We start from the raw sequence: 25,646 nt of genomic DNA, 5'->3' as shown, positions 1-25,646 counted from the left end.
GGATCAACATCGGGTGACACGCCGGATCAGGTCCTCCCAGGCGTCCCCGAGCCGTTCGACGGACATCCCGAGGTCGCGCAGTTCGTGCAGGACGAGCGTGGCCTCCAGGGGGGCGAGCAGCGAACAGGCGAGCAGTTCGTGGTCGCCCTGCACGCCTGCCGCGCGGAGGAGGGAGACGACATGGCTCACGGACACGGCCCGCGCGGGGGCGGCGAAGCGGAACTCGAGAGAGTTCTCGGCCGCGCGCAGGACCTCGCCCTGTACTTCCACGATCGCGAGACGGGCATGCCCGAAGGCGATCAGCCGGTCGATCGGGTCGGCGCCCGGCCCGAGGGGCGGCGGACCGAACATGAAGGACTGCTGGAGTTCTCGTTCGGTGTGGTCGAGGAGTGCGTGCATGAGGCCCGACCGGCTGCCGAACCGGCGGAACACTGTGCCCTTGCCCACACCGGCCCTGCAGGCGACGGCGTCCATCGTGACGGCGTCGACGCCGCGTTCGGCGACGAGCAGCGCGGCCGCATCGAGGAGTAGGCGCCGGTTACGTGCGGCGTCTCCGCGTTCCGGGGTGTCGACCCCGATCTGGGGCAGGAGGGGGCTGGTCACACTCCGCATCCTACCGCGACGGGAACATAAGTGGACCGCGGTCCGTTTAGTTGCTATACATGTTCACGAGTCGCCCTACGCACCATCGAAGGAATATTGACATGTCACAGACCAACGTCCTCGTTCTCGTCGGCAGCCTCCGCGCCGCCTCGGTCAACCGTCAGCTCGCCGAGACCGCGGTCGCCGTGGCACCCGAGGGTGCCGAGGTGATCGTGTTCGACGGACTCGGTGAGGTCCCCTTCTACAACGAGGACATCGACGTCGCCGGCTCCATCCCCGCCGTCGAGGCCCTGCGTGACGCCGCAGGCCGCGCCGACGCGCTCCTGCTGCTCACCCCTGAGTACAACGGCACCATCCCCGCCGTCCTCAAGAACGCCATCGACTGGATCTCCCGGCCGTACGGCACCGGCGCCGTCAAGGACAAGCCCGTCGCCGTCATCAGCGCCTCGCCCAGCGGCAACGGCGCGCAGTGGGCGCACGAGGACACCCGCAAGGCCGTCCGCATCGCAGGCGGCAAGGTCCTCGAGGACGTCACCCTCGCCATCGGCGGCACCATCGACAAGTTCGGAGACCGGCACCCGCGCGAGAACGCCGAGGTCGCGCAGCAGGTCGCGGGCGTCGTCGCCAGCCTGGTCGACGCCACGAAGGAGCTCGTCGACGCCTGACGATCCGCGCGCGGAACGCCGTCGCCGCTACAGTCCGGTCCGATCCAGGGCTGCGTCGACGGCGTCCCGCACCGCGTCGAAGTCTTCACCGGCCGCCAGGGCAGAGTCCCTGGCGGCTTCTATCTGTTCGCGCACCGTCTCGTACCGCGCGACCCACTCCTCCTTGTTGTCGCGCCAGTAGCCGATGACGTCGTAGCGGTCCGCGGGCCGGCCGAGGTCGTGACGCAACCAGCGCCGCACCACCCGAGACACCTTCGCCTCGCCCGCGAACCACACATATCCCGGTGAATCCGGGAGCGGCAGGTCGCGGGCGGCCTCGGCCAGCAGGCTTTCCCCGGCGCCGTTGCCGCTTCCGTCCAGCCACGTCACGGTCAGCGCCGCGTCGGTCGCGAACTGCTGCCGGTCCGCCGGGGTGGTGACCTCCGCGATCACGTGCACCCGCGCCGATCCGGGTAGTTCCTCCAGGATTCGCCCGACGGCGGGCAATGCCGTCATATCGGCGACGAGGAGTTGCCATTCGGCGTCCGCGGGTGGCGCGTACCACCCCGAGGCGGTGGAGAATCCGAGCATCTCGCCCGGGCGCGCGCTCGCGGCCCAGTGCGCCGCGGTCCCGCCCGCGTGGACGGCGAAGTCGATGTCCATCTCCAGGGCGTCCCGGTCCCAGCGGCGCACGGTGTAACTGCGCTTCTCCGCGCCGTCCGGCGGGAACGCGAGGAGCAGGCGCTCGTCGGGCGTCCCGCTGGACTCGAATCGACTCAGATCCCCGCCCGCGAGGGTGATCCTCTGCATGTTCGGCGTCACTCGCCTCGTGCGCGCTACGGGCGCCGACCAGCCGGGGTCGCCCAGGGAGTCGTCGGACATGCGCTCAACGTACCGGGAGGGGGAGTCGGGGCCTGCAGTTACCGGCCGGCAAGCGTGGGGCCCGGCCGGGTGCGGCGCCCGGTATGGCCCGGGCGCGGCAGGCAGTGGAGTGGGGGTGCCGGGTGCTGCGGGGGACGGGTCCCGGAAGGGGCCGGCATCGCCCACCGGAGCGGTGTCCGGCCGGTCCGCACGGGGCTCTCCCGGCGCCCGCGCCGTCGATGCGGGCGTGTCTTCGGAGGTGGCGTAGGCTCCCGAAGCCTCCAGTGCACGAGCGCGAATTCGGGGGTGTCCCGCGTCACGCCGAAAATGTGATGTGCGACACGCCGGAGCGAGCATGAAATTTATGGTCCGCGGGATGACGACCAGGGAATTTCATCAATGTGACTCACAACATCTCGGGTTAAGTGTTTCTGTCGGCCACTAGGTGTAGTGTCTTGAGCACTGAGAGACCACAACGAGAACCGACTCGGTGAGCATCTCCATCGGGGGTCACCGCCATCTCGATCAGGGGAAGTCTCAGTGCGCTGAACACACACTTCGTCAGCTCCATTCGGCAGTGGAAAGAGGGACTTCATGAGCATCACCGTCTACACCAAGCCCGCTTGCGTTCAGTGCAATGCCACCTACCGGGCCCTCGACAAGGCGGGTATCGAATACTCCGTCGTCGACATCACCGAAGACCCCGAAGCCCGGGACTACGTCATGGCACTGGGATACCTGCAGGCGCCCGTGATCGTGGCCGGTGACGAGCACTGGTCGGGCTTCCGCCCCGACCGCATCAAGACCCTCTCGGCAAACGCTGCTTGAAGCGAGGCGATCGCACCGCCCGAGGCGGAGGACGAGCCGATTCCCGGACGGAAGTAAACGGTAGTACTAGTCCAGATGGTGGAAACCGATGACATCGCTGGTGTACTTCTCCAGCGCCTCGGAGAACACGCACCGATTCGTCCAGCGGCTCGGGCTGCCTGCGACGCGCATACCCATTCATGACCGCGAGGGCACCTTCGAGGTGCACGAACCCTATGTGCTGATCCTCCCGACCTACGGCGGGGGGACGACGGCCATGGGCCGCGACACCAGCTACGTCCCGAAGCCGGTCATCCGATTTCTCAACAACACACACAACAGGTCGCTGATCCGAGCAGTGATCGCGGCGGGAAACACCAATTTCGGTGAATCCTATTGCTTTGCAGGAAATATCATTTCTCAGAAATGCCACGTTCCCTACCTCTACCGCTTCGAACTCATGGGCACAGCCGAGGACGTCGAGCGGGTAAAGGCCGGTCTGGGTGAATTCTGGGATCACTTAGACGACGAGGAGCACGAGAAGTGGCGCCGACCATCACAGACACCATCGACGCGGGGAGCATAGAGCGCGACGCGCGCGGTGGAGACTCGACGAACGGTCTCGATTACCACGCGCTCAACGCGATGCTCAACCTGTACGGGCCCAACGGTGAGATCCAGTTCGACAAGGACCGCGAGGCTGCGAACCAGTACTTCCTCCAGCACGTCAACCAGAACACCGTCTTCTTCCACAACCAGGACGAGAAGCTGGACTACCTGGTCAAGGAGAACTACTACGAGCGTGAGGTCCTCGACCAGTACACCCGCAACTTCGTCAAGACGCTGATCGACCACGCCTACTCGAAGAAGTTCCGTTTTCCGACGTTCTTGGGCGCGTTCAAGTACTACACCTCGTACACGCTCAAGACGTTCGACGGCAAGCGGTACCTGGAGCGTTTCGAGGACCGTGTCTGCATGGTCGCGCTGACGCTGGCCGCGGGCGACGAGGACCTGGCGACCAAGCTCGTCGACGAGATCATCGCCGGCCGCTTCCAGCCGGCCACCCCGACCTTCCTCAACTCGGGCAAGAAGCAGCGCGGCGAGCCCGTGTCCTGCTTCCTGCTGCGCATCGAGGACAACATGGAGTCGATCGGCCGTTCGATCAACTCGGCACTGCAGCTGTCCAAGCGCGGCGGCGGAGTTGCGTTGCTGCTCAGCAATGTTCGCGAGCATGGTGCCCCGATCAAGAAGATCGAGAACCAGAGCTCCGGGGTCATCCCGATCATGAAGTTGCTCGAGGACTCGTTCTCGTACGCCAATCAGCTGGGCGCGCGTCAGGGCGCCGGCGCGGTGTATTTGCACGCGCACCACCCGGACATCTACCGCTTCCTCGACACCAAGCGCGAGAACGCGGACGAGAAGATCCGCATCAAGACGCTGTCTCTCGGCGTTGTCATCCCGGACATCACGTTCGAGCTGGCGAAGAAGAACGAGGACATGTACCTCTTCTCGCCGTACGACGTGGAGCGCATCTACGGCAAGCCGTTCGCGGACATCAACGTCACCGAGAAGTACTACGAGATGGTCGACGACAAGCGCATCCGCAAGTCGAAGATCAAGGCGCGCGAGTTCTTCCAGACCGTCGCCGAGCTGCAGTTCGAGTCCGGTTACCCGTACATCATGTACGAGGACACGGTGAACCGCGCCAACCCGATCGCGGGCAAGGTCACGCACTCGAACCTGTGCTCGGAGATCCTGCAGGTCTCCACGCCGTCGACGTTCAACGACGACCTGTCCTACAGCCATATCGGCAAGGACATCTCCTGCAACCTCGGTTCGCTGAACATCGCGAAGACCATGGACTCGCCGGACTTCGCGCGCACCATCGAGACGTCGATCCGCGCGCTGACCGCCGTCGCCGATCAGACCTCCATCGACTCCGTCCCGTCGATCCGGAAGGCGAACGACGAGGGTCACGCCATCGGTCTCGGGCAGATGAACCTGCACGGATACCTGGCGCGCGAGCGGATCCACTACGGCTCCGACGAGGGCATCGATTTCACGAACATCTACTTCTACACCGTGCTGTTCCACGCGATCCGGGCGTCCAACGAGATCGCCAAGGAACGCGGCACGTACTTTGCGGGCTTCCCGGAGTCCAAGTACGCGTCCGGAGAGTTCTTCGACAAGTACACCGACCGGGTGTGGGAGCCGGAGACCGAGCGGGTGCGTCAGCTGTTCGCCGATGCGGGCCTGCACATCCCGACCCAGGACGACTGGCGTGAGCTGAAGGCGTCCGTGCAGCAGCACGGCATCTACAACCAGAACCTGCAGGCGGTGCCGCCGACCGGATCGATCTCCTACATCAACAACTCCACCAGCTCCATCCACCCGGTGGCGTCGAAGATCGAGATCCGCAAGGAAGGCAAGATCGGCCGCGTCTACTACCCGGCGCCCTACCTGACCAACGACAACCTGGAGTACTACCAGGATGCCTACGAGATCGGGTACGAGAAGATCATCGACACCTATGCCGCCGCGACGCAGCACGTCGACCAGGGGCTGTCGCTGACGCTGTTCTTCAAGGACACCGCCACCACCCGCGACATCAACAAGGCGCAGATCTACGCGTGGCGCAAGGGAATCAAGACGCTGTACTACATCCGGCTGCGTCAGATGGCGTTGCAGGGGACCGAGGTGGAAAACTGCGTCTCGTGCATGTTGTGAATCCGAGCCACTATCTCTGAACACTGGGGAGCAGACCGTGACGACGGCGACAGGTGGAGTGATCTACGGGGTGCGACTTCGGTCGTCGTTCGAGTACCGGTACATCGGTCTCACGACGAAGTCCACGGATGTCCGTCTGCGCCAACATCTCAAAGTTGCCGCAGGAGGTCGGAAGACGGCGTTCTACGATTGGCTGCGCAAGCAGGACCGGACTGAGGTTATCGCCGACACCTTGGACTGGGTCGAGGGTCTCGACGACCTCGGCCGGGCCGAGATCACCTGGATCGCCTACCTCCGCCGGGACGGTCAGCCACTGCTGAATCTTTCGGACGGTGGCCTCGGACCCACCGGCGTCGTCTGGACCGACGAGATGCGGGAAGCCGCTCGCCGTCGGTCCACTGGGAGGGTCGGAGTCAGTCGCTTCGCGGAGGAGAATCCGTTCCACGGGCGCAAGCACTCCGACGCGCAGAGGGAGAAGTGGTCGGCTGAGCGGAAGGGGTCCAACAGCGGGGCCGGCAATCCGAACTTCGGAAAACGCGGAGCCGGTCACCCCCGCTTCGGTCACCCCATGCCGGAAGAGTCACGCGCACGGATGTCCGAGCAGCGGCGCGGTGCGGGCAATCCGAACTTCGGCAAGAAGGCGAGCGACGAGACACGTGCGAAGATGTCGGCTGCTCGAATGGGGCGGCCGATGCCGTCGAGTAGGCGCAACGCCCACACGCGACATCACACCAACAAGGGTGTCGCGATGGTCACGTGTCAGTACTGCATCGAGGATGCAGGCACAACCAACGAAGAGTGAAGAAAGCGACAGCAGTCATGAGCCAGAAGATCAAGCTGGTTGACCGGGTATCCGCGATCAACTGGAACCGCGTCCAGGACGAGAAGGACGCCGAGGTGTGGGACCGTCTCGTCGGCAACTTCTGGCTGCCCGAAAAGGTGCCGGTGTCCAACGACATCCCGTCGTGGGGGACGCTCACGGCGCAGGAGAAGCAGCTCACGATGCGGGTGTTCACGGGGCTGACGCTCCTCGACACCATTCAGGGCACCGTGGGCGCCGTCAGCCTCATCCCCGACGCCATCACCCCGCACGAAGAGGCGGTGTACACCAACATCGCGTTCATGGAGTCGGTGCACGCGAAGAGCTACAGCTCGATCTTCTCGACGCTGTGCTCCACCCGCGACATCGACGACGCCTTCCGCTGGTCCGAGGAAAACCCGAACCTGCAGCGCAAGGCCGAGATCGTCATGGACTACTACCAGGGCGACGAGCCGCTCAAGCGCAAGGTGGCGTCCACCCTGCTCGAGAGCTTCCTGTTCTACTCCGGTTTCTACCTGCCGATGTACTGGTCGTCGCGGGCGAAGCTCACCAACACCGCCGACCTCATCCGCCTCATCATCCGTGACGAGGCCGTGCACGGGTACTACATCGGCTACAAGTACCAGAAGGGTCTCGAGCAGCTCACCGAGGCCGAGCGCGACGACCTCAAGAACTACACGTTCGAGTTGCTCTTCGAGCTCTACGACAACGAGGTCGACTACACCCAGGACCTCTACGACGAGGTGGGCCTCACCGAGGACGTCAAGAAGTTCCTGCGGTACAACGCCAACAAGGCGCTGATGAACCTCGGCTACGAGGGCCTGTTCCCGAAGGACGAGACCGACGTCAACCCGGCGATCCTGTCGGCGCTCTCACCCAACGCCGACGAGAACCACGACTTCTTCTCCGGCTCGGGCAGCTCCTACGTCATCGGCAAGGCCGTCAACACCGAAGACGAAGACTGGGACTTCTAGCGCGTTGATGTAGTTCCAGAGTATTGATTGAGGTGAGCGTTCTTCACTCAATCATGGGTCGTCTAGCAGGAATCCGATATAGATCGCAGCGCGGCACTGGATTAACGCGCTGGTCGCTCACACGGGCGCAGCAAGAGACTCCAGGCAGCAATTAGTTTTCTGGCCTGGTTCCGCGGCAACGGAACCAGGCCAGTGCCGGCTCGAGAGCGCGGCGGTGACTTAGGCAGTCGCCTCTAGCGTAGCGGAGTTCCCCGAGGCAATCAGCCTCCCCTCCTTCTCGGGCCGAAAACCCGTTAAGGAGGGCCAAGTGCCCCAAATCACCGCCTATTACGGCATCCCAGGTCAGGTACCATTCCTCGATGTCGACATCGCGGTCGACAATCGAATGTTCGTGGATCCGCACGCTATCCGTCTCCACGGTCGCTCGTCCAGGTTTGCCATGAGCGCGAACGAATGTACTGAGACGTTTTTTCGAGAAGTAACGCAGCGAGTGTTTTCGGGCGATCAGCCAGGCGGTCTGGAGCTGTTACAGCGTTTCGTCGAGCCCTGGGAAACACGCCTGGGCCTCGCGAAGAACAATTTCCGCGGCCGCGGTGGCGCTGACGACGTCGGACTTTGGATCTGGCGAGCGCTTACCACTGACATGAATGCACTTCTGCAGGTTGGTGTACTCCAGCAGGTCGAAGATCTCCCGCTCTTCATCGAAGGTATCGACAGGGACATCACGTCCGACATCACTACACGGATCATCTTTGAACCGCTGGCTGACTTCACAGCTGAAAACAAGTCGTTTCAGCTTCCCGAAGCTGGCGAGATGCCTCTTCTCCTTGTTCCCAGCGGCTGGGCCCGTCCAACGCTCTTGATGTCCGCTGTTCGTTACTACGAGACAAGCGTGCTCGGTTACGCACAGCTTGAGCGAGCAATCGTGTCGAGCACTGGGAAGCTGCTGAAGACGCCGAAGGACAAGTTGATGACTGAGCCAGGTCTTGGGCGTGGGCGGGTCACGAATCTCAACGTCACTCGACGGGCTCACGCCAAGAACGATGATCTAGTTGCAAAGTTCAAGAGTTTCGTTGACATGAAGTGGACCCCACCTGAGGGCGACAGCGACAAACTCGTCGCGTAGAGGTACACGCCGAGACGGGTTCGTTGCCCCAGCCGTCCCGTCTCGGCGTTTTCAGGCATATACGTCCCGTATCGGCACGACATCGGGCGAAGTGCGTTCAGCGGCGGAACCACGCCTCGGGGACGTCCTGCAATGCCTTGTCGAGGCGCAGCCGCGACGACGGCGTGAGGTCGTCCGGCAGCGAATCGGGGGAGAACCACGCCACGTCGTGGTTCTCGTCGTCCGACACGGCGGCCTCCCCGCCGACGTACCGGGCGAGGAAGCACACGTCGAGATACTGCGCGACGTCGCCGTTGGGGTAGGTGACCGGGTCGGTGACGTCGACGCTCGTGATCCGGACCAGTTCGGCGTCCACGCCGGTTTCCTCACGGATCTCCCGGAGCGCGGCCGGTCCGGGTTCCTCCCCGGGTTCGAGGATGCCGGACACGACCGCCCACTTGCCGTTGTCGACGCGCCGGGTCAGCAGCACCCGCCCGTCGTCGTCACGCACCACGACGCTCACCCCGGACAGCCACAGCGGTGCGGTGCCGACGTGGCCGCGCAGGGCGGTGACGAACTCGGGGACGGGCATCGAGCCTCCTAGGGCATGTCTAGCCGACGTAGCCGTTCAGCGTGTTCCTGAGGTCGGTGAGCATCGCGCGCGCGGCGACGACGCCGTTTCCGCCCCACACGTCACCCTCGACGGCGAAGACCCGTTTGTCGCCGGCGGCGCCGAGGTCTTCCCAGGCCTCCCCGGACATGACGTCCTCCGCGTGCGCGGTGCCGTCCTTGCCGTCCAGGACTGCGTAGATGAGGTCGCCCTCGGCCTGGTCGATGTCGGCTTCGGAGATCGGTTCGGTGACGACGCCGTCGAGGTTCTGATAGGCGGGCCGCCGCACCCCGGCGTCGGTGAGGACCTGGCCCGCGAACGTCGCCGGACCCTCGACCTCCATGCTGTCGGCGTCGAAACGGACGACGGACGCCTGCGTCTGCGCGGCATCGATGTCGATGCCGAGTTGCTTCGCGTCCTGCTGGTACTGCTCGAGTACCGCCGTCGCCGCGTCGGCCCGGCCCAGCGCGTTGCCCGCGAGGAGAAACTGCGCCTTCCAGTACACGGGGTCGGAGCCGACGAACACGGTGGGCGCGATCGGGGAGAGCGCGCCGTACAGCTGGTCGGACGCCGGACTCGATCCGAGGATCAGGTCCGGGTCCGCCTGCGCGATTCTGTTCACGTCCGGGGCGTCGACGGATCCGACGCTCGGGATCTCGGAGACGCCGGTGCCGAGGTAGCCGGGCTGCGGCGAATCGCCGTCGAGGGTTGCCGCGCCGACCACGTTCTCCCACAGGCCGAGGGCGCACACGGCGTCCAGCGCGGCGCTGTCGAGCACCACGATCCGCCGAGGGTCGGACGGGACGTCGCTCTCACCCTTCGTGTGGACCACCCGGTGCGTCGAGCCGGCCGCGAGTGCGGCGTCGACCGGGGCCGGCTCGGCGCAGGCCGTCGTGGTGTCCCGCTCGATGCCGACCACGCCGGCTCCGGCGATCTGCGTGGTGGTCCGGACGATGGACGTTGCGGGATCGTCGTCGGACGGTTGAGAGCAGCCGGCCAGTGCGAGCGCAGCGACGGCAGCGACCAGACCGGTGGACGCGCGGCGGGCGGAAAACCTACGAGGGGACAATTCGGCGACTTCCTGTGTGTGCGGGCGCGTTCAGGTTAGCCGCTGTGCTTGTCCACCCCGAACGTGTCCGACAGGTCGTCGAGGATCAGATGCGCGCCCTGGACGCTGACCGGCGACATCCAGCGAGCGTCGTCGACATCGACCTTGCGTCCCTTCAGCGTCTGCCACAGCGGGCTCTCCAGGAACGGCTTCGCCGCTTCGGCGCTCTTGCCTGCCGGGTCCTGCCAGGTGCTGACGAAGATGACGTCGGCCTCCGCCTCGCTGATCAGCTCGGTGCTGACGGCCTGCATGATGTTGTCCGGATCGGCCGGATCGGGGCCCTGGCTCTGCGGACGTGCCAGCCCGGCGTCCGAGAGGACGATCCCGCTGAACGAGGTGGTGCGGTAGAGGCGTGCCGTCGGCTCGCCCGCGAACCGGACGACCGAGATCACCGGATTCGACGCCGTCCCGTTGATTTCCGCACCGACGGCGGCGGCCCGCTCCTCGTAGGCGCCGATCTTCTGCTCCGCGAGGTCCTCCTTGCCGAGTGCCTTGCCGACGAGCCGGATGTTGTCCTTCCACGTGGGCCCGGTCGTCTCGGTGAAGATGGTCGGCGCGATCGCCGACAGTTGCTCGTAGTTCTTTCCGTCGCGCACCTCGGCGGAGATGATCAGGTCGGGTTGCAGTGCGGCGATCTGCTCGAGGCTCGCGTTGCTGACCTTGCCCACCGACTTCGCGTCCGCCGCGAACTCGTCGCGTGTGGTGCCGAGGTAGTCGGGAAGGCCGGGCTCGCGGTAGTCGACGTATCCGACCAGGGGCGCCTCGAGGAGGAGGACGGCGTCGGTGAAGCTGTTGTCGAGGGCCACGATGCGCTGCGGTGCGGCCGGGATCTCCGTGCTGCCGCGGAAGTGGTCGACGGTGCGGGGGAACTGCCCGGTCGACGACGTGGTGCCGGAGGCGGCCGCCGAGTCGTCGCTGCTCGAGCAGGACGTGATGGAGAAGGTGGCTGCCGCGGCCAGCGCGACCGCGCCGGCGACGATCCGGCGGCGGGAGAGAACGTTCACATGGAGCTCCTGATGGAAGTTAGGTGAGCGAAACCTTAGCAGCACGGTTTCGGCGTGCCGGAGCCTCGGCGGGACCGTGTCACGCAGCCCCGCGCGACACGCCGGACTGCGTGACAGTGAGCACTCCCCGGCGCTGCCCGGTGGCACAAACCGCAGGTCGCCCGCGCCCCGGTTTGCTCTGAGTCGGGGTAAGTACGACAGTGGGTAGGACCCAGTCGGAGGCCGCAGAGGGCACGGTCTACGATTCGATGAGCGCAAGCCAGAGACCGTTCGCCTCGCAGCCCGGGGTCGGACGCGCATTCAGGAGGATCAGTGACTGCCGTAGCGCCCCAGCCAGTCCCCGCGATAGCTGCAGCCAGGCCTTACCCGCCGCGGCAGGGACCCAAGGGCTCGTTCATCTTCAAAATGATTACGACCACCGACCCCAAGGTGCTCGGAATCATGTACTTGACGACCTCGATAGCGTTCTTCCTCATCGGTGGTCTCATGGCCCTGATGATGCGCGCCGAGCTCGCTGTGCCCGGTATGCAGTTCTTGTCGAACGAGCAGTTCAACCAGCTGTTCACCATGCATGGCACGATCATGCTGCTGCTGTACGCGACGCCGATCGTGTTCGGGTTCGCCAACTACATCCTGCCGCTGCAGATCGGCGCCCCCGACGTGGCGTTCCCGCGACTCAACGCGTTCAGCTACTGGCTGTACGTGTTCGGCGCGATCATCACGACCGCGGGCTTCATCACCCCCGGTGGTGCCGCCGACTTCGGCTGGACCGCCTACACGCCCCTGACGAGTGCACTGCACTCCCCGGGCGTCGGCGCCGACCTCTGGGTCATGGGCCTCGCGGTCGCCGGCCTCGGCACCATCCTCGGTGGTGTCAACATGATCACCACCGTCATCTGCCTGCGTGCCCCCGGCATGACCATGTTCCGGATGCCGATCTTCACGTGGAACATCTTCATCACCAGCATTCTGATTCTGCTGGCGTTCCCGCTGCTGACCGCTGCGTTCATGGGTCTGTTCGTCGACCGTCACCTCGGTGGCCACATCTTCGACCCGGCCACCGGCGGTGTGCTGCTGTGGCAGCACCTGTTCTGGTTCTTCGGTCACCCCGAGGTGTACATCATCGCGCTGCCGTTCTTCGGCATCGTCTCGGAGATCTTCCCGGTCTTCAGCCGTAAGCCCGTGTTCGGTTACAGCGGCCTGGTCTACGCGACGCTGGCGATCGCCGCGCTCTCCATCGCGGTGTGGGCGCACCACATGTACGCCACCGGCGCCGTGCTGCTCCCGTACTTCTCGTTCATGACGTTCCTGATCGCCGTCCCGACGGGTGTGAAGATCTTCAACTGGATCGGCACCATGTGGAAGGGCCAGTTGACGTTCGAGTCGCCGATGCTGTTCTCGATCGGCTTCCTCATCACGTTCCTCTTCGGTGGTCTGTCGGGCGTCATCCTCGCGAGCCCGCCGCTGGACTTCCACGTCACGGACACCTACTTCGTGGTCGCCCACTTCCACTACGTGGTCTTCGGCACCGTCGTGTTCGCCACCTACGCGGGTATCTACTTCTGGTTCCCGAAGATGACCGGTCGCATGATGGACGAGCGTCTCGGCAAGTGGCACTTCTGGACCACGTTCATCGGCTTCCACGGCACGTTCCTCGTCCAGCACTGGCTGGGTAACGAAGGTATGCCGCGTCGTTACGCCGACTACCTGCCCTCGGATGGGTTCACGTTCCTGAACTCCTTCTCGACGATCTTCGCGTTCGTCCTCGGTGCCTCGACGCTGCCGTTCATCTGGAACGTCTTCAAGAGCTACCGGTACGGCGAGGTCGTCACCGTCGACGACCCGTGGGGTTACGGCAACTCGCTCGAGTGGGCCACCAGTTGCCCGCCGCCGCGGCACAACTTCACGGAGCTGCCGCGCATCCGCTCCGAGCGCCCCGCGTTCGAGCTGCACTACCCGCACATGGTCGAGCGCATGAAGGCCGAGGCGCACGTCGGACCGGGTCACGGTGGCAAGCACGCCAGCACCGTGCTCGAGAAGGAACGCCACGAGCCGCTGACCGTCGGCGACGAAGGCGACCCCGGAACCGACACCGGTCGCTGACACAGCACGTTTCGGAAAGGCCCCGCCCCAGCAACGGGCGGGGCCTTTCACTTGGCACAATGGTGCCGGACAAGCCGCGCGAGCAACATGATCGGAGTACATCGGTGGGTGCAGCTGACACCACTGTCCTGGTGACCGTGACGGGCCCCGACCGACCCGGCGTCACCTCGGTGCTCTTCGGGTCGCTCTCCCGCCACGACGTGAGCCTTCTCGACGTGGAGCAGGTGGTGATTCGTGGGCGACTGACCCTCGGTGTCCTCGTGGCGTGCCCCGAGAACGGGGAAGCGCTGCAGGAGGAACTCGAAGAGGCGATGGCCACCGTCGGGATGTCGGTGGACGTCGAGATCGGTGCGGATCCCGGCAGGCAGTCGCTGTCCACCCATGCCGTGGTGGTCCTCGGTAGCCCGGTGTCGGCTCGCGCGCTGCGTTCGGTGGCCCGGGAGATGGCGACCCTCGGGGTCAACATCGACTCGATCCGCGGGGTCGCCGACTACCCGGTGACGGGACTCGAACTCCTCGTGTCCGCTCCCGGCACGGCGGAGGCGGACAAGAGCCTGCGCACTGTGCTGGCCGAGGTCGCCGTGCGGGAGAACGTCGACATCGCGGTCGAACGCGGGGGACTGGCCCGCCGCGCCAAGCGGCTCATCGTGTTCGATGTCGACTCGACGCTCGTCCAGGGTGAGGTCATCGAGATGCTCGCCGCCCGGGCCGGAGTGGAGGACGAGGTGCGCGCCGTCACCGAGTCGGCGATGCGCGGCGAGATCGACTTCACCGAATCCCTGCACCAGCGCGTCGCGACCCTCGCCGGCCTCGACGCGTCCGTGATCGACGACGTCGCGGACGGGCTCGAGCTGACACCGGGCGCCCGCACCACCATCCGGACGCTCCGCAGGCTCGGTTTCCACTGCGGTGTGGTGTCCGGCGGTTTCCGGCAGGTCATCGAGGGCCTTGCCCACGAACTGGAACTCGACTTCGTGCAGGCCAACACGCTCGAGATCGTGGACGGCAAACTCACCGGCCGCGTGATCGGCGACATCGTCGACCGGGCCGCGAAGGCAACCGCGCTGCGCAAGTTCGCCGGTCAGGTCGGCGTCCCGATGGAACAGACGGTGGCGGTCGGCGACGGCGCCAACGACATCGACATGCTCAACGCGGCCGGCCTGGGAATCGCGTTCAACGCCAAGCCCGCGCTGCGGGAGGTCGCGGACACCGCCCTGTCGCACCCGTTCCTCGACGCCGTGCTGTTCATCCTCGGGGTCACCCGCGACGAGGTCGAGGCCGCCGACGCGGTGGACGGCGTGGTGCGACGAGTCCCGCTGCCGTGACGGAATCGTGCCGCGACGCGGTCACCGGGGACGCCGGTGCCGATGCCGGGTGGGCGGAGCGTCACGCCGTCCTCGCGGCCGGATACGGCGGTCGGCCGGATCCGGACGACCCGGCTCAGGTCCTCGCCATGCCGATCGTGCTGCACATCCCGAAGGCCGACCCCCCGCCGCGCAGTGCGCTGCTGGAGGCCGCCGCGACCGCGACGGTGGCGTTGTGCCTCGACCCGCGCGTCGGCACCGACGAGACGGGTGCGCCCGGACCGTGGCAGGCGGACTACCTCGCGTGGGTGGGGTCCCGGATCCGCAAGGTGTCGCGGCGGGCGCGGGGAGCAGGCTGGCGGGCGGCGCAGGAGGTCGACGGGATCACCGTCGACGTCGACGGTGCGCAGGCCCGCGCGCTGGTGCCGGTCGCCGTGGGCGCGCTCGATCCGCGCATCAGGAAGTTGCAGATCGGCGGCACCGACCTCGACCACGACGATCCGGGGGAGATCCCGGACGGCGTTCCGGTGCTGTGGATCAACTCCGCCCTGGACATGACGGTCGGGAAGGCGGCGGCGCAGGTCGGCCACGCGTCGATGCTGCTCGCCGGCGCGATGACCACCGAACAGGCACGCGCCTGGGCGGCCACCGGCTACCGCTGCGCCGTGCGTGACGCCGACGTCGGGCTGTGGGAGACGCTGACCATCGAGGTGGTGCGGGGCAGGGCGATCGCGGTGCGCGACGCCGGCTTCACCGAGGTGGCACCCGGATCCATGACCGTGATCGCCTGCCCCTGAGAGCCGCGGCCGACGCGTCGACAGTCCAGTAACGCCGCCATGGCTATGGGGTACCGCCCGGGTTCCCGACAGACTGGTGGTCATGCTCGCTCGACGCCTGATCGCTTTGTTCGCCGGACTGTGGCTGTACGGCTTCTCGATGGCCATGATGATCACCGCCGGCCTCGGCCTCGACCCGTGGGACGTGTTCCATCAGGGCGTCGCCGGCCGCACGCCCCTCAGCTTCGGTGCCGTGACCGCGTTGACCGGCGTTCTGGTGCTCGCACTCTGGATCCCGATCCGCCAGAAACCGGGTTTCGGCACGGTCGCGAACGTGGTGGTCATCGCCGTCTCGGTGGACACGTCGCTGGCGTTGCTCGAACCCGCCGACTCCCTCGTGGTGCGGATCGCGGTGATGCTCGGTGGTGTCGTCCTCAACGCACTCGCCACCGTGCTGTACATCGGTGCGGGAATGGGCCCGGGCCCGCGGGACGGCCTCATGACAGGTCTGGTCGCGCGGACCGGGCTGTCGGTGCGGGTGATCCGCACGTCGATCGAGGTGACCGTGCTGGCCTCCGGCTGGCTGCTCGGCGGCACCGTCGGGGTGGGCACCGTGGTCTACGCTCTGGGCATCGGCCCGCTCATCCAGCTGATGATGCGCTTCGGCGGCATCTACCCGACCGCGCGGAAGACGAGCAGTGCCGGCCCGGACACGGCGATCGTGGAGTCACCGGAGATCGGACCGCCCGGTGCCGGCGCGCCGTCCGGTGAGGCCGAGTCGAACTCGGCGAGCACCGTCCCGTAGAACCACTCGGGGCACCCCAGGGTGATCACGGCTGGCCCGCCCGAGTGGAACACGAGTAGCCAGCTGTCGTCGGCGAGCTGGTGCCCGTCCTCGGTGTGCGAGCGGATGTCCGAACCGTCGATCCACGCCTGCAGGGTGCGCCGGGAGTCGTCGTACCACGCCGAATCGTCCATCTCGGCGCCGTCCGCGCCGAACCACACGAGGTCGGGATGGCCGGTGGGTGTGCGCCTGCCCTCGAAGAATTCCGGCTGACGCAGGGCGGGGGAGGCGCGCCGGAGGTCGAGGGCGCGGGTGACGAACGCGACGAGCACAGGGTCCCCGGCGTTCCAGTCGAGGGGCCAGGAATCTTCACGCGGGGTGCCTTCGGGGACGCAGTACGCGTTGTTGTTGCCGCTCAGGGTGTGACCGAATTCGTCGCCGGCGGTGAACATCGGTGTGCCGGTGGACAGTGCGAGGGTGGCGAGCAGCGCGCGGACGTGCCGGGACCGCGCCTCGGTGACCGCCGGGTCGCCCGTGGGGCCTTCGACGCCGTGGTCGACGGAGTCGTTGTGATCGGCGCCGTCCCGGTTGTCCTCGCCGTTGGCCTCGTTGCGTTTGCGGGTGTACGCCACGAGGTCCGCGGCGGTGAACCCGTCGTGGGCCGTGACGAAATTGACGGAAGCCCAGGGGCGCCGGGTGCCGAAGACGTCCTCCGAGCCCGCCACCCGGGAAGCGAGTTCGCGCACCCCGGTGCGGCTATTCCAGAACCGCCGAACAGTGTTGCGGTACTTGTCGTTCCACTCGGACCACTGGGAGCCGAAGTGCCCGACCCGGTATCCGTCGGGGGTGGCGTCCCACGGTTCGGCGATCAGTTTGCAGCGCGTGAGGACGGGATCCGCGGTGATCGCGGAGAAGATCGAAGCGCGGGAATCGAATCGGCCGCCGCCGGGCCGGCCGAGCGCGGACGCGAGGTCGAACCGGAAGCCGTCGACGCCCATCTCGTGCGCCCAGTACCGCAGGCTGTCGCCGATCATCCGGACGACGACGGGCGACTGCGCGTCGACGGTGTTCCCGCACCCGGTGAGATCGATGTCGCGCCCCTCGGAGTCGAGGAGGTAGTAGCCGGGGGCGTCGAGGCCGCGCCAGCTGAGGCTGATGCTGTCCACGCTCTGCTCGCAGGTGTGGTTGTAGACCACGTCGAGGACGACCTCGATCCCCGCGGCGTGCAGCGCGTCGACCATGGTGTGGAACTCGGTGATCTCCTCGCCGGGCACGACCGCGTAGCCGGGGTGCGGGGCGAAGAACGCGGCGGTGGAGTATCCCCAGTGGTTGCGCATGCCCCGGGCGCGCACGGTGGCCTCGGAGACGTACGCCTGCACCGGGAGCAGTTCGACCGCGGTCACCCCGAGGCGCACGAGATGACCGACGACGGCCGGTTCGGCCAGGCCCAGATACGTTCCGCGGTACCGCGGCGGCACGTCGGGGTGCCGCGCGGTGAACGACCCCACGTGGAGTTCGTAGACAACGGTTTCCTCCCACGGCCTTTCGATCCGCGGTCCGCTCGTGCGGGCGTGATCGGCCGTCACCACCGACAGCGGGGTGTGGCCCAGGCTGTCGATGCGCGACGGGCCGCCGAACGGGTCGCCGTCGTGGGAGAGCAGCGCCTCGTGGTCGCCGAGTTCGCCGGTGATGCGTTTGGCCCACGGATCCAGCAGCAGTTTGGCGGGGTTGAGGCGCACGCCGTGCGCGGGATCCCAGCGACCGTGCGCGCGGTATCCATAGCGCTGCCCCGCGCCGACACCCTCGACGACGCCGTGCCAGATGCCGTACGTCCGCTGGACCAGGTCGATCCGGGTCTCGTCGCCCTCCTCGGAAATCAGGCACACCTGTACCAGTTCGGCGTCGGGGGCGTGAACCGCGAACTGCGTTCCGGTGCCACGCACTTTCGCTCCCAGGGGAAACGGCGACCCGGGCAGCCGCAGACTCGGCGGGAGGGACGACATCTCGCCGGGGTACGGATCGATGTGAGGCGACACGCAACTGATCCTGCCGTGAATGCCCGGAAGATGTGCGGGAAGATGGGTCCGTGCATGAACCTGATCCTGATCTCCTCATCGAATTCGACGACGTTCTCCTCCGCCGCGGGGGCAACACTCTGGTGGGCCCGGTCACCTGGAAGGTGGAACTCGACGAACGGTGGGTCGTCCTCGGACCGAACGGGGCAGGGAAGACGTCGTTGCTCCGCATCGCGGCCGCCGAACTGCATCCCACGAGCGGAAGCGCCTACCTTCTCGGCGAGCGGCTCGGCCGCGTCGACATCAACGAACTCCGGCCGCGGATCGGACTGTCCTCCTCGGCGCTCGCCAACCGGGTACCGTCCGAGGAGGTCGTGAGCGATCTCGTCGTCTCCGCCGGCTGCGCGGTGCTCGGGCGGTGGCGTGAGCGTTACGACGAGATGGACACCGACCGTGCCGTCGAGATGCTCGAGAGTCTCGGCGCCGAACACCTCGCCAAGCGCACCTACGGCACCCTGTCCGAGGGTGAGCGCAAGCGCGTCCTCATCGCCCGTGCGCTGATGACCGACCCGGAACTGCTGCTGCTCGACGAGCCCGCCGCCGGTCTGGACCTCGGTGGGCGCGAGGAACTCGTCGCGCGTCTCACCGACCTCGCCGCCGACCCCGACGCCCCCGCGACGGTCCTCATCACCCACCACGTCGAGGAGATCCCGCCGGGATTCACCCACGCCATGCTCCTCAAGGAGGGCGAGGTGGTCTCGCAGGGGCTGCTGGACCAGGTCATCACGGCCGAGAACCTCAGCGAGGCGTTCAGCCAGTCCATCAGCCTGGACAAGGTGGACGGCCGGTTCTTTGCGCGGCGGACCCGCGTCCCCGGCGCGCACCGGCGGGGCTGAGGACCGGGGACCGACTGCGACGCGCGTCACCCGGCGGCGTAGGTTCCGAGGCATGGTCTCGAAGCAAGAGCAGACGCCCCGCAACAGTACCGACGTGGCGCCCAAGGACGCGTCCACCGTCATCCTCATCCGTGACGCCGCGGCAGGTGCCGCGGCGTCCGGCATCGAGGTGTTCCTCCTCCGCCGGGTGAAGGGGATGGCGTTCGCCGGCGGAATGACCGTGTTCCCCGGCGGCGGCGTCGACCCGTCGGACGCCGAGGCCGAGGTCGACTGGGCGGGACCGTCCGTCGACTGGTGGGCCGGGCGGTTCTCCACCGACGCGGCGCGCGCGAAGGCGCTCGTGTGCGCGGCGGTGCGCGAGACGTTCGAGGAATGCGGTGTGCTCCTCGCGGGACCGAGCGCGGACACGGTGGTGGCGGACACGTCGCGGTACGCGCAGGCGCGTACCCAACTCGAGACGCGCGAACTGTCGTTCAGCGACTTCCTGAAACGCGAGAACCTCGTCCTGCGGGCCGATCTGCTGCGGCCCTGGGCCAACTGGATCACGCCGGTCGGCGAGGGCCGCCGCTACGACACGAGGTTCTTCGTGGCCGCCGCACCGCAGGGCCAGATCGCGGACGGTGCGACGTCCGAGGCGGAGGAGGTGCAGTGGCAGAGTCCGGCCGCGGCGCTCGCGCACTGGCAGGGCGGTGGAAGCATTCTGCTGCCGCCGACGTGGAGTCAGCTGACGGCGCTCAGCGCGTTCGGCTCGGTCGCGGACGTGCTGGCCGCGGAGCCGGAGATTCCGGTGATCCTGCCGACGCTGATCACGGACGAGGAGCAGCTCCGCGTCGAGTTCCCGGGACAGGACGGTTACTACGAAGCCGGTCCGCATCCGTGGGCGTCGCGCGGCTGATCGCGATGGGGCGGGCCGCGAAACCGGGTCGGAGGCAGGCAAGTAGCCTTTTGCCTCATGGCTGAGTTTGTCACCCTCGAGGTATCCGAAGGCATCGGCACGATCCGGCTCGCGCGCCCCCCGATGAACGCTCTGAACCGTCAGGTCCAGCAGGAGTTGCGGGCCGCGGCGCGGGCGGCGACCGTCGACTCCGACGTGAAGGCCGTCATCGTCTACGGCGGCGAAAAGGTCTTCGCCGCGGGCGCGGACGTGAAGGAAATGTCCGAGATGGAGTTCGGGCAGATGTCCGACGTGATCGGTGACCTGCAGTCGGATCTCGCGGCGGTCTCCGAGATCCCGAAGCCCACCGTCGCCGCCATCACGGGGTACGCGCTCGGCGGCGGCCTGGAGGTCGCGCTGTCGGCCGATCGGCGCATCGTGGGTGACAACGCCAAGCTCGGCGTGCCGGAGATCCTGCTCGGCATCATTCCCGGAGGCGGTGGCACCCAGCGTCTCGCCCGGCTGATCGGACCGTCCAAGGCCAAGGATCTGCTGTTCACCGGCCGGTTCGTCGACGCCGAGGAGGCCCTGGCGATCGGTCTGGTCGACGAGGTCGTGGCGCCGGACGACGTGTACGAGGCGGCGCGCGCCTGGGCGTCGCAGTTCACGAAGGGGGCGGGCCGCGCACTGGCCGCGGCCAAGGCCGCCGTCGACCGGGGGCTGGACGTCGACCTGGGCACCGGCCTGGCGGTGGAGCGTCAGCTGTTCACCGCGCTGTTCGCCACCCGGGACCGCAAGATCGGGATGGAGTCGTTCATCGAGAACGGCCCGGGTAAGGCTCAGTTCACGGGCGAGTAGTCTGAAGCCCGAAACTAGAACCTGTTCACTCTTACCAGCGAGTAGGATTTGCCGCATGACTGCAAGCGCCCATGACGACCCAGCTCCTCATCCGCACGCCACCGCCGAAGAGGTCGAGGCTGCGCTGAAGGACACCAAACTGGCCCAGGTGCTCTACCACGACTGGGAAGCCGAGACGTACGACGAGAAGTGGTCGATCTCGTACGACGAGCGGTGCATCGACTACGCGCGCGGACGATTCGACGCCGTCGCGGGCGATCAGCCCCTGCCCTACGAGCGGGCGCTCGAACTGGGCTGCGGCACCGGATTCTTCCTCCTCAACCTGATGCAGGGCGGAGTCGCGAAGACCGGTTCGGTCACCGACCTGTCGCCCGGCATGGTGAAGGTCGCGCTCCGGAACGCGGAGGGCCTCGGACTGTCCGTCGACGGCCGCGTCGCCGACGCCGAGACCATCCCGTACGAGGACGACACGTTCGACCTCGTCGTGGGACACGCGGTCCTGCACCACATCCCGGACGTCGAACAGTCGCTGCGCGAGGTCCTCCGCGTCCTCAAGCCGGGCGGTCGCTTCGTGTTCGCCGGCGAGCCCACGACGATCGGGAACTTGTACGCCCGCTGGCTCGGCCGCGCGACGTGGGAGGCCACCACCCGGGTCACCCGGTTGCCGTTCCTCGCAGACTGGCGTCGCCCGCAGGCGGAACTGGACGAGTCCTCACGCGCGGCCGCGCTCGAGGCCGTCGTCGACCTCCACACGTTCGATCCGAGCGACCTCGAGAAGATCGCGAAGTCGGCAGGCGCTAAGCAGGTTCACGCGGCCACCGAGGAATTCGCCGCCGCTCTGCTCGGGTGGCCCGTCCGCACGTTCGAGGCCGCGGTGCCCCCGGAGAAGCTGGGCTGGGGCTGGGGACGTTTCGCGTTCACCGGATGGAAGACGCTCAGCTGGGTCGACGAGAAGCTTCTCCGGCACGTCGTGCCGCGCGGATTCTTCTACAACGTCATGATCACCGGCGTGAAGCCCGGCAACTGAATTGGGCTATGCGTTCACTCCCGGGGACGTGGAGTTCCTGCAGAGTGAGGAAGGGGCGGCCGCTCTCGCGGAAGTGGACGTCCTCGCACTGACCGCGTCGACGCGCCTGGCCGACATCGGCCGGGCGCGTACGCGTTTCGGCTCCCACGTGGCCTTGCTGGTGGAGACCGTCCTGCTGCGACGGAAGGCGGCCGCCAAACTACCCGGCACCGAAAACTGGCTCTTCACCGACGACGCACTGCAACAGGCGACCCCACATGTGGTCGCCACGCACCGGGCGACGCGGCTGACGGACCGGAACGTCCACGACGTCACCTGCTCGATCGGTGCCGAACTCGACGCGGTGGTCGGGACGGCGGCGACCGTGATCGGCAGCGACCTCGACCCCGTCCGGCTCCTGATGGCGCGGCACAATGTTCCCGGCGCGACGGTTCTGCGCGCCGACGCGCTCGTCCCGTGCACCCGCGGCACCGTCGTCCTCGCGGATCCGGCGCGACGGTCCGGCGGCAGGCGCACGCACGACCCCGCCGCGCTGGAGCCGCCGCTGCCCGATCTGATCGACGCGTACCGCGGACGCGATCTGGCCGTGAAATGCGCTCCCGGACTCGATTTCGACCGACTCGGCTGGGACGGCGAGGTGGAGGTGGTGTCCCTCGACGGCGGTGTGCGCGAGGCCTGCCTGTGGTCGCCGGGACTGTCCGGCGGCGGCGTCACGCGGCGGGCGAGCGTGCTCGGATCCGACGGAACCGCCTGGACGGTCACGGACGCCGAGGACGAGGACATCCCCGAACGCGCGCCGGGGGAATGGATCGTCGACCCGGACGGGGCCGTCGTGCGCGCGGGCCTGGTGCGGCACTACGCCGCCCGGCACGGACTGTGGCAGCTCGACCCCCGGATCGCCTATCTCACCGGCGATTCGGTTCCCGACGGTGTGCGGGGCTTCCGCATTCTCGATCAGGTGAAGTATTCGGAGAAGTCGCTGCGGCAGGAACTGGCCCGTCACGATTGCGGTGTGGCGGAAATCCTGGTGCGCGGCGTCGACGTCGATCCCGCGGTCCTGCGGCCCAAGCTGAAACTGCGCGGAAGTCGTTCGCTCAGTGTGGTGATCACGCGGATCGGCCGGGCCGGCGTCGCGTTCATCTGCGCTGCGCGCCCGTGAGTACTTGTTAACGTCCGGCGGTTGACAAGTACTCACGGGTCAGCGGAGGACGAACAGTTCCCCGAGCAGGGTGGGCGTGAGCACCTCGCCCTTCGGGCCGACGGAGGTGCCGACGGTGAACCCCTTCGCCCCGGGCAGCGTGTCCTGATCGAGGGTTTCGCCGGTTCCGGTGTCGAACGTGAGCATCGCCAGTCCGTCCGAACCCTCACGGACCACCGCGTACCCGGTGGACCCAGCGGTCTGCGCCGGGACACCCAGCTGCAGCAGATCCTTCCGCTCCCAGACGAGTTCGGCGTGATCGCCCCTGTCCTGCAGCGCCAGCAGGTGGCCCTCGGGACCACCCGCCGGGATGATCAGACCGTCCGCGGACGTCGACGGGCTGCCGGCCGCCGCGTATCCGATGTCGTAGCTCCACTTCGGATCACCGGTCGCAGAGTCGATCGCCCACATCGTTCCCCAGTTGTCGTTGGCGTAGACGACGGAGCCGTCGGCCGACAGATCGGGGCTGGACGCACTGCCGCCGGGCAGAGTGTCGCTGGACCATTCCTGGGTGATCGCCGGGTTCTCGCCGCCGGAGTACTTCATCGCGACGAGTTCCGCCTGGGGCGCGCCGGGCGCGAAGAGCGTGAAGTAGAACTTGCCGGACTCGAGGTCGATGGCAGGCATGTTCGCCACCGGGCAGTCGGGCGCGCCGAAGAAGCAGCCGCTCAGGCCCTGGTCGTCCGGGATGATGTCGGCGTTCGCACCGTCGGCGAAGGAGGGCGGCGGGACGAGATCGTACGGCGCCACGACCTTCTGGCCGTTCTGCGTGTTCACCACGTTGATCTGGCCGAGCTGGGTGATGAAGAGAAGATTGCCGTCGCCGGTGAACTGTGCGGACAGCGGCGTCCCGACCACCGGTGTGCGCCAACGCAGCTGGCCGTACTCGTTGAACGAGTTGATGGCGCCGTTCTCGCCGACGTACACGTTGGCGGCGCCGTCGACGACCGGTGTGGACGCCACGACGCCGGGGGCGAGTTGCCGGCACCAGCGTTTGCGGCCGCTGTCCATCTGGTAGGAGAAGAGATTGCAGCCCTTCTCGGTGCGCGCGGTGACGAAGACCTGGCCGCTCGCCGCCACGGACGCGTAATTCGCGACAGGACCGCCGAGCGGGCGCGACCACGCGAAGGAGAGGTCGCGGGAACCGGTGACGGGGCTGGTGTCGCTGTTACGGGCGTCGGCGTGCATGCCGGGCCACCCGCCCGCCGAGAAGATGTCGTCGACCTGCGGTCCGCTGCTGCAGCCGCTGAGGACGACAGTCGAGATCGTCGCCAGCGCCAGTACTGACGAACGTAGGACCCGCCGCATTACATCTCCTCGTCTTCGATAACGCTCGGCCCAGAGACTATCCCGCCGAGGCGGGGCCGAGCACACGCCCCGAGGCGGGGCCGAGTGTCACGCCCCGAGGGGGGTGTCGGAGTCCGGACGCACCCGAACGGGGGTGCGGGCAGTGAACGTAGGCTGACAGGCTATGACGAGCATGTGGGGCGCACCGTTGCGTACGAGGTGGCGAGGATCCCGGCGGAGCGACAGCGAGCAGGCCCGCTTCCTGACACGCGACTCGCTGCGATGGGTGCTGGCGAACAAGGCGTACACGCCGTGGTACCTCGTGCGGTACTACCGGCTCGCGAAGTTCAAGCTGGCCAACCCGCACGTGATCCTGCGCGGCATGGTGTTCCTCGGCAAGCGGGTGGAGATTCATTCGACCCCCGACCTGTCCCGGCTCGAGATCGGCCGGTGGGTGCACATCGGCGACGGCAACGCCATCCGTTGCCACGAGGGTTCGCTGCGCATCGGCGACAAGGTGGTGTTCGGCAAGGACAACGTCGTCAACACGTACCTCGACATCGAGATCGGTGCGTCGACGCTCGTGGCGGACTGGTGTTACATCACCGACTTCGACCACCGCATGGACGATGTGAACGTCCCGATCAAGGATCAGGGCATCGTGAAGGGCCCCGTCCGCATCGGTCCCGACACTTGGGTGGCGGCCAAGGTGACGGTCCTGCGCAACACGCGCGTCGGGCGAGGCTGCGTTCTCGGTGCGCACGCCGTCGTGAAGGGCGACATCCCGGACTTCAGCATCGCCGTCGGGTCGCCGGCCAAGGCCGTGAAGAACCGCAAGGCGGAGTGGGAGGCCGGCGCGGCCGAACGCGCGAAGTACATCGCGGCCCTCGAAGACATCGCCCGCAAGAAGGCGGCGCAGGAGAACTGAGCGGCGCGGTGGCATAGTCGGAAGGATGGCTGCGTCGGACAGTGAACTCGAGGACCGCATCCGGGCGCTCCTCGACGCCCGGGCCGACAGTGCGAGCATCTGCCCGTCGGACGTCGCGCGAGCCGTCGCCCCCGACGACTGGCGACCCCTCATGGAACCGGTGCGAGAGGCTGCACGGCGCCTGGCCGCCGCCGGCGAGGTCGAGATCACGCAGAAGGGTGACGTGGTGGATCCGGACTCGGCTCGGGGTCCGATCCGGATTCGGCGGGCCCACCCGAAGTGACCGGGCGAATGTACCGCTCGCCGCACCGAAGGCGCCGAACGATCCATTCG

Annotated in this window: 24 protein-coding genes; 17 read left to right on the top strand and 7 right to left on the bottom strand. The window is 67.2% G+C overall.

The features are described from left to right. Nucleotides 1-3: 3 nt before the first annotated feature. The gene (locus tag CA951_RS09655; RefSeq protein WP_087556618.1) at nt 4-603 is read right to left on the bottom strand and encodes a TetR/AcrR family transcriptional regulator; all 600 of its coding nucleotides are present in this window, start codon (nt 601-603) and stop codon (nt 4-6) included. A gap of 101 nt (nt 604-704) precedes the next feature. Between CA951_RS09655 and CA951_RS09650 the strand changes: the two genes are divergently transcribed. Then, nucleotides 705-1,268 (top strand): NAD(P)H-dependent oxidoreductase, encoded by a 564-nt coding sequence (locus CA951_RS09650; RefSeq protein ID WP_072937710.1) that lies wholly within the window; start codon nt 705-707, stop codon nt 1,266-1,268. Between the two features lie 27 nt (nt 1,269-1,295). Here the strand turns inward: CA951_RS09650 and CA951_RS09645 are convergent, their stop codons facing one another. Then, nucleotides 1,296-2,129: a siderophore-interacting protein gene (locus CA951_RS09645; RefSeq protein WP_087556617.1), complete on the bottom strand. Its 834-nt coding sequence runs from the start codon at nt 2,127-2,129 to the stop codon at nt 1,296-1,298. A 573-nt stretch (nt 2,130-2,702) separates the two neighbouring features. Between CA951_RS09645 and CA951_RS09640 the strand changes: the two genes are divergently transcribed. The 6 genes from CA951_RS09640 to CA951_RS09615 all read left to right on the top strand — a co-directional run bounded on the left by CA951_RS09640 (nt 2,703) and on the right by CA951_RS09615 (nt 8,562). Continuing rightward, complete coding sequence (locus CA951_RS09640; protein WP_005240286.1) at nt 2,703-2,936, top strand: redoxin NrdH; 234 nt, start codon at nt 2,703-2,705, stop codon at nt 2,934-2,936. Nucleotides 2,937-3,024: 88 nt separating this feature from the next. Beyond that, nucleotides 3,025-3,501 (top strand): class Ib ribonucleoside-diphosphate reductase assembly flavoprotein NrdI, encoded by a 477-nt coding sequence (gene nrdI / locus CA951_RS09635; protein WP_087556616.1) that lies wholly within the window; start codon nt 3,025-3,027, stop codon nt 3,499-3,501. Then, entirely contained in the window at nt 3,459-5,642 is a 2,184-nt protein-coding gene (nrdE, locus tag CA951_RS09630; RefSeq protein WP_373413628.1) for a class 1b ribonucleoside-diphosphate reductase subunit alpha, read from the top strand. Before nrdI ends, nrdE begins: the two co-directional genes overlap by 43 nt. A gap of 37 nt (nt 5,643-5,679) precedes the next feature. Continuing rightward, entirely contained in the window at nt 5,680-6,444 is a 765-nt protein-coding gene (locus CA951_RS09625) for an NUMOD3 domain-containing DNA-binding protein (protein ID WP_087556615.1), read from the top strand. Between the two features lie 17 nt (nt 6,445-6,461). Beyond that, a complete protein-coding gene (gene nrdF / locus CA951_RS09620; RefSeq protein ID WP_087556614.1) occupies nt 6,462-7,436 on the top strand; it encodes a class 1b ribonucleoside-diphosphate reductase subunit beta in 975 nt (324 codons plus the stop codon). A gap of 307 nt (nt 7,437-7,743) precedes the next feature. Continuing rightward, complete coding sequence (locus CA951_RS09615; RefSeq protein WP_087556613.1) at nt 7,744-8,562, top strand: hypothetical protein; 819 nt, start codon at nt 7,744-7,746, stop codon at nt 8,560-8,562. A 97-nt stretch (nt 8,563-8,659) separates the two neighbouring features. On the opposite strand, the gene CA951_RS09610 is transcribed toward CA951_RS09615, so the two are convergent. Genes CA951_RS09610 through CA951_RS09600 form a run of 3 tightly spaced genes read right to left on the bottom strand, consistent with a single transcriptional unit; the run spans nt 8,660 to nt 11,263 of the window. Continuing rightward, the gene (locus CA951_RS09610; RefSeq protein ID WP_087556612.1) at nt 8,660-9,133 is read right to left on the bottom strand and encodes an NUDIX domain-containing protein; all 474 of its coding nucleotides are present in this window, start codon (nt 9,131-9,133) and stop codon (nt 8,660-8,662) included. 19 nt (nt 9,134-9,152) lie between these two features. Continuing rightward, on the bottom strand, nt 9,153-10,220 hold the full coding sequence (locus CA951_RS09605) for an iron-siderophore ABC transporter substrate-binding protein (protein ID WP_087556611.1): 1,068 nt from the start codon (nt 10,218-10,220) through the stop codon (nt 9,153-9,155). A gap of 35 nt (nt 10,221-10,255) precedes the next feature. After that, nucleotides 10,256-11,263: an ABC transporter substrate-binding protein gene (locus CA951_RS09600; RefSeq protein ID WP_087556610.1), complete on the bottom strand. Its 1,008-nt coding sequence runs from the start codon at nt 11,261-11,263 to the stop codon at nt 10,256-10,258. 312 nt (nt 11,264-11,575) lie between these two features. Here CA951_RS09600 and ctaD point away from each other — a divergent pair, with 312 nt between their 5' ends. The 3 genes from ctaD to CA951_RS09585 all read left to right on the top strand — a co-directional run bounded on the left by ctaD (nt 11,576) and on the right by CA951_RS09585 (nt 15,467). Further along, the gene (gene ctaD, locus CA951_RS09595) at nt 11,576-13,366 is read left to right on the top strand and encodes a cytochrome c oxidase subunit I (RefSeq protein WP_005240299.1); all 1,791 of its coding nucleotides are present in this window, start codon (nt 11,576-11,578) and stop codon (nt 13,364-13,366) included. A 104-nt stretch (nt 13,367-13,470) separates the two neighbouring features. Continuing rightward, nucleotides 13,471-14,691, top strand: a complete 1,221-nt coding sequence (serB, locus tag CA951_RS09590; protein WP_015890195.1) for a phosphoserine phosphatase SerB — start codon at nt 13,471-13,473, stop codon at nt 14,689-14,691. After that, a complete protein-coding gene (locus tag CA951_RS09585) occupies nt 14,688-15,467 on the top strand; it encodes an aminoacyl-tRNA hydrolase (RefSeq protein WP_087556609.1) in 780 nt (259 codons plus the stop codon). Before serB ends, CA951_RS09585 begins: the two co-directional genes overlap by 4 nt. Nucleotides 15,468-16,118: 651 nt before the next feature. On the opposite strand, the gene glgX is transcribed toward CA951_RS09585, so the two are convergent. Next, nucleotides 16,119-18,266, bottom strand: coding sequence for a glycogen debranching protein GlgX (gene glgX / locus CA951_RS09575; protein ID WP_087556608.1), 2,148 nt, complete (start codon nt 18,264-18,266; stop codon nt 16,119-16,121). Between the two features lie 50 nt (nt 18,267-18,316). Here glgX and CA951_RS09570 point away from each other — a divergent pair, with 50 nt between their 5' ends. The 5 genes from CA951_RS09570 to CA951_RS09550 are packed head-to-tail and all read left to right on the top strand — an operon-like array spanning nt 18,317 to nt 23,059. Beyond that, the gene (locus tag CA951_RS09570; protein WP_087556607.1) at nt 18,317-19,141 is read left to right on the top strand and encodes an ABC transporter ATP-binding protein; all 825 of its coding nucleotides are present in this window, start codon (nt 18,317-18,319) and stop codon (nt 19,139-19,141) included. Nucleotides 19,142-19,193: 52 nt separating this feature from the next. After that, nucleotides 19,194-20,036 (top strand): NUDIX domain-containing protein, encoded by an 843-nt coding sequence (locus CA951_RS09565; RefSeq protein ID WP_087556606.1) that lies wholly within the window; start codon nt 19,194-19,196, stop codon nt 20,034-20,036. A gap of 57 nt (nt 20,037-20,093) precedes the next feature. After that, nucleotides 20,094-20,873: an enoyl-CoA hydratase/isomerase family protein gene (locus CA951_RS09560; protein ID WP_087556605.1), complete on the top strand. Its 780-nt coding sequence runs from the start codon at nt 20,094-20,096 to the stop codon at nt 20,871-20,873. Nucleotides 20,874-20,928: 55 nt separating this feature from the next. Beyond that, nucleotides 20,929-21,900, top strand: a complete 972-nt coding sequence (locus CA951_RS09555) for a class I SAM-dependent methyltransferase (RefSeq protein ID WP_087556604.1) — start codon at nt 20,929-20,931, stop codon at nt 21,898-21,900. Between the two features lies 1 nt (nt 21,901). Continuing rightward, entirely contained in the window at nt 21,902-23,059 is a 1,158-nt protein-coding gene (locus CA951_RS09550) for an SAM-dependent methyltransferase (protein ID WP_087556603.1), read from the top strand. Nucleotides 23,060-23,098: 39 nt separating this feature from the next. On the opposite strand, the gene CA951_RS09545 is transcribed toward CA951_RS09550, so the two are convergent. Next, the gene (locus CA951_RS09545) at nt 23,099-24,406 is read right to left on the bottom strand and encodes a PQQ-binding-like beta-propeller repeat protein (protein WP_087556602.1); all 1,308 of its coding nucleotides are present in this window, start codon (nt 24,404-24,406) and stop codon (nt 23,099-23,101) included. 163 nt (nt 24,407-24,569) lie between these two features. On the opposite strand from CA951_RS09545, the gene CA951_RS09540 reads away from it, so the two are divergent. Continuing rightward, nucleotides 24,570-25,313 carry an acyltransferase gene (locus CA951_RS09540; protein ID WP_087556601.1) on the top strand — a complete coding sequence of 248 codons (744 nt, stop codon included), beginning with the start codon at nt 24,570-24,572 and terminating at the stop codon, nt 25,311-25,313. Between the two features lie 25 nt (nt 25,314-25,338). After that, a complete protein-coding gene (locus tag CA951_RS09535) occupies nt 25,339-25,596 on the top strand; it encodes a DUF3253 domain-containing protein (protein WP_087556600.1) in 258 nt (85 codons plus the stop codon). Nucleotides 25,597-25,646: the final 50 nt, after the last annotated feature.

It is taken from the genome of Rhodococcus sp. NCIMB 12038, assembly GCF_002165735.1.
Classification (GTDB): domain Bacteria; phylum Actinomycetota; class Actinomycetes; order Mycobacteriales; family Mycobacteriaceae; genus Rhodococcus_F.
Note: the sequence above shows the minus strand (reverse complement) of the source record. Positions and strands in the feature narration are given on the sequence as shown.

What these genes read in the sequence shown, in the direction of transcription:
- CA951_RS09650 (WP_072937710.1), top strand. Translation starts at nt 705, where the DNA reads ATGTCACAGACCAACGTCCTCGTTCTCGTCGGCAGCCTCCGCGCCGCC.
- CA951_RS09645 (WP_087556617.1), bottom strand. Translation starts at nt 2,129, where the DNA reads ATGTCCGACGACTCCCTGGGCGACCCCGGCTGGTCGGCGCCCGTAGCG.
- CA951_RS09640 (WP_005240286.1), top strand. Translation starts at nt 2,703, where the DNA reads ATGAGCATCACCGTCTACACCAAGCCCGCTTGCGTTCAGTGCAATGCC.
- nrdI (WP_087556616.1), top strand. Translation starts at nt 3,025, where the DNA reads ATGACATCGCTGGTGTACTTCTCCAGCGCCTCGGAGAACACGCACCGA.
- nrdF (WP_087556614.1), top strand. Translation starts at nt 6,462, where the DNA reads ATGAGCCAGAAGATCAAGCTGGTTGACCGGGTATCCGCGATCAACTGG.
- CA951_RS09610 (WP_087556612.1), bottom strand. Translation starts at nt 9,133, where the DNA reads ATGCCCGTCCCCGAGTTCGTCACCGCCCTGCGCGGCCACGTCGGCACC.
- CA951_RS09565 (WP_087556606.1), top strand. Translation starts at nt 19,194, where the DNA reads ATGGTCTCGAAGCAAGAGCAGACGCCCCGCAACAGTACCGACGTGGCG.
- CA951_RS09560 (WP_087556605.1), top strand. Translation starts at nt 20,094, where the DNA reads ATGGCTGAGTTTGTCACCCTCGAGGTATCCGAAGGCATCGGCACGATC.
- CA951_RS09555 (WP_087556604.1), top strand. Translation starts at nt 20,929, where the DNA reads ATGACTGCAAGCGCCCATGACGACCCAGCTCCTCATCCGCACGCCACC.
- CA951_RS09545 (WP_087556602.1), bottom strand. Translation starts at nt 24,406, where the DNA reads ATGCGGCGGGTCCTACGTTCGTCAGTACTGGCGCTGGCGACGATCTCG.
- CA951_RS09540 (WP_087556601.1), top strand. Translation starts at nt 24,570, where the DNA reads ATGACGAGCATGTGGGGCGCACCGTTGCGTACGAGGTGGCGAGGATCC.
- CA951_RS09535 (WP_087556600.1), top strand. Translation starts at nt 25,339, where the DNA reads ATGGCTGCGTCGGACAGTGAACTCGAGGACCGCATCCGGGCGCTCCTC.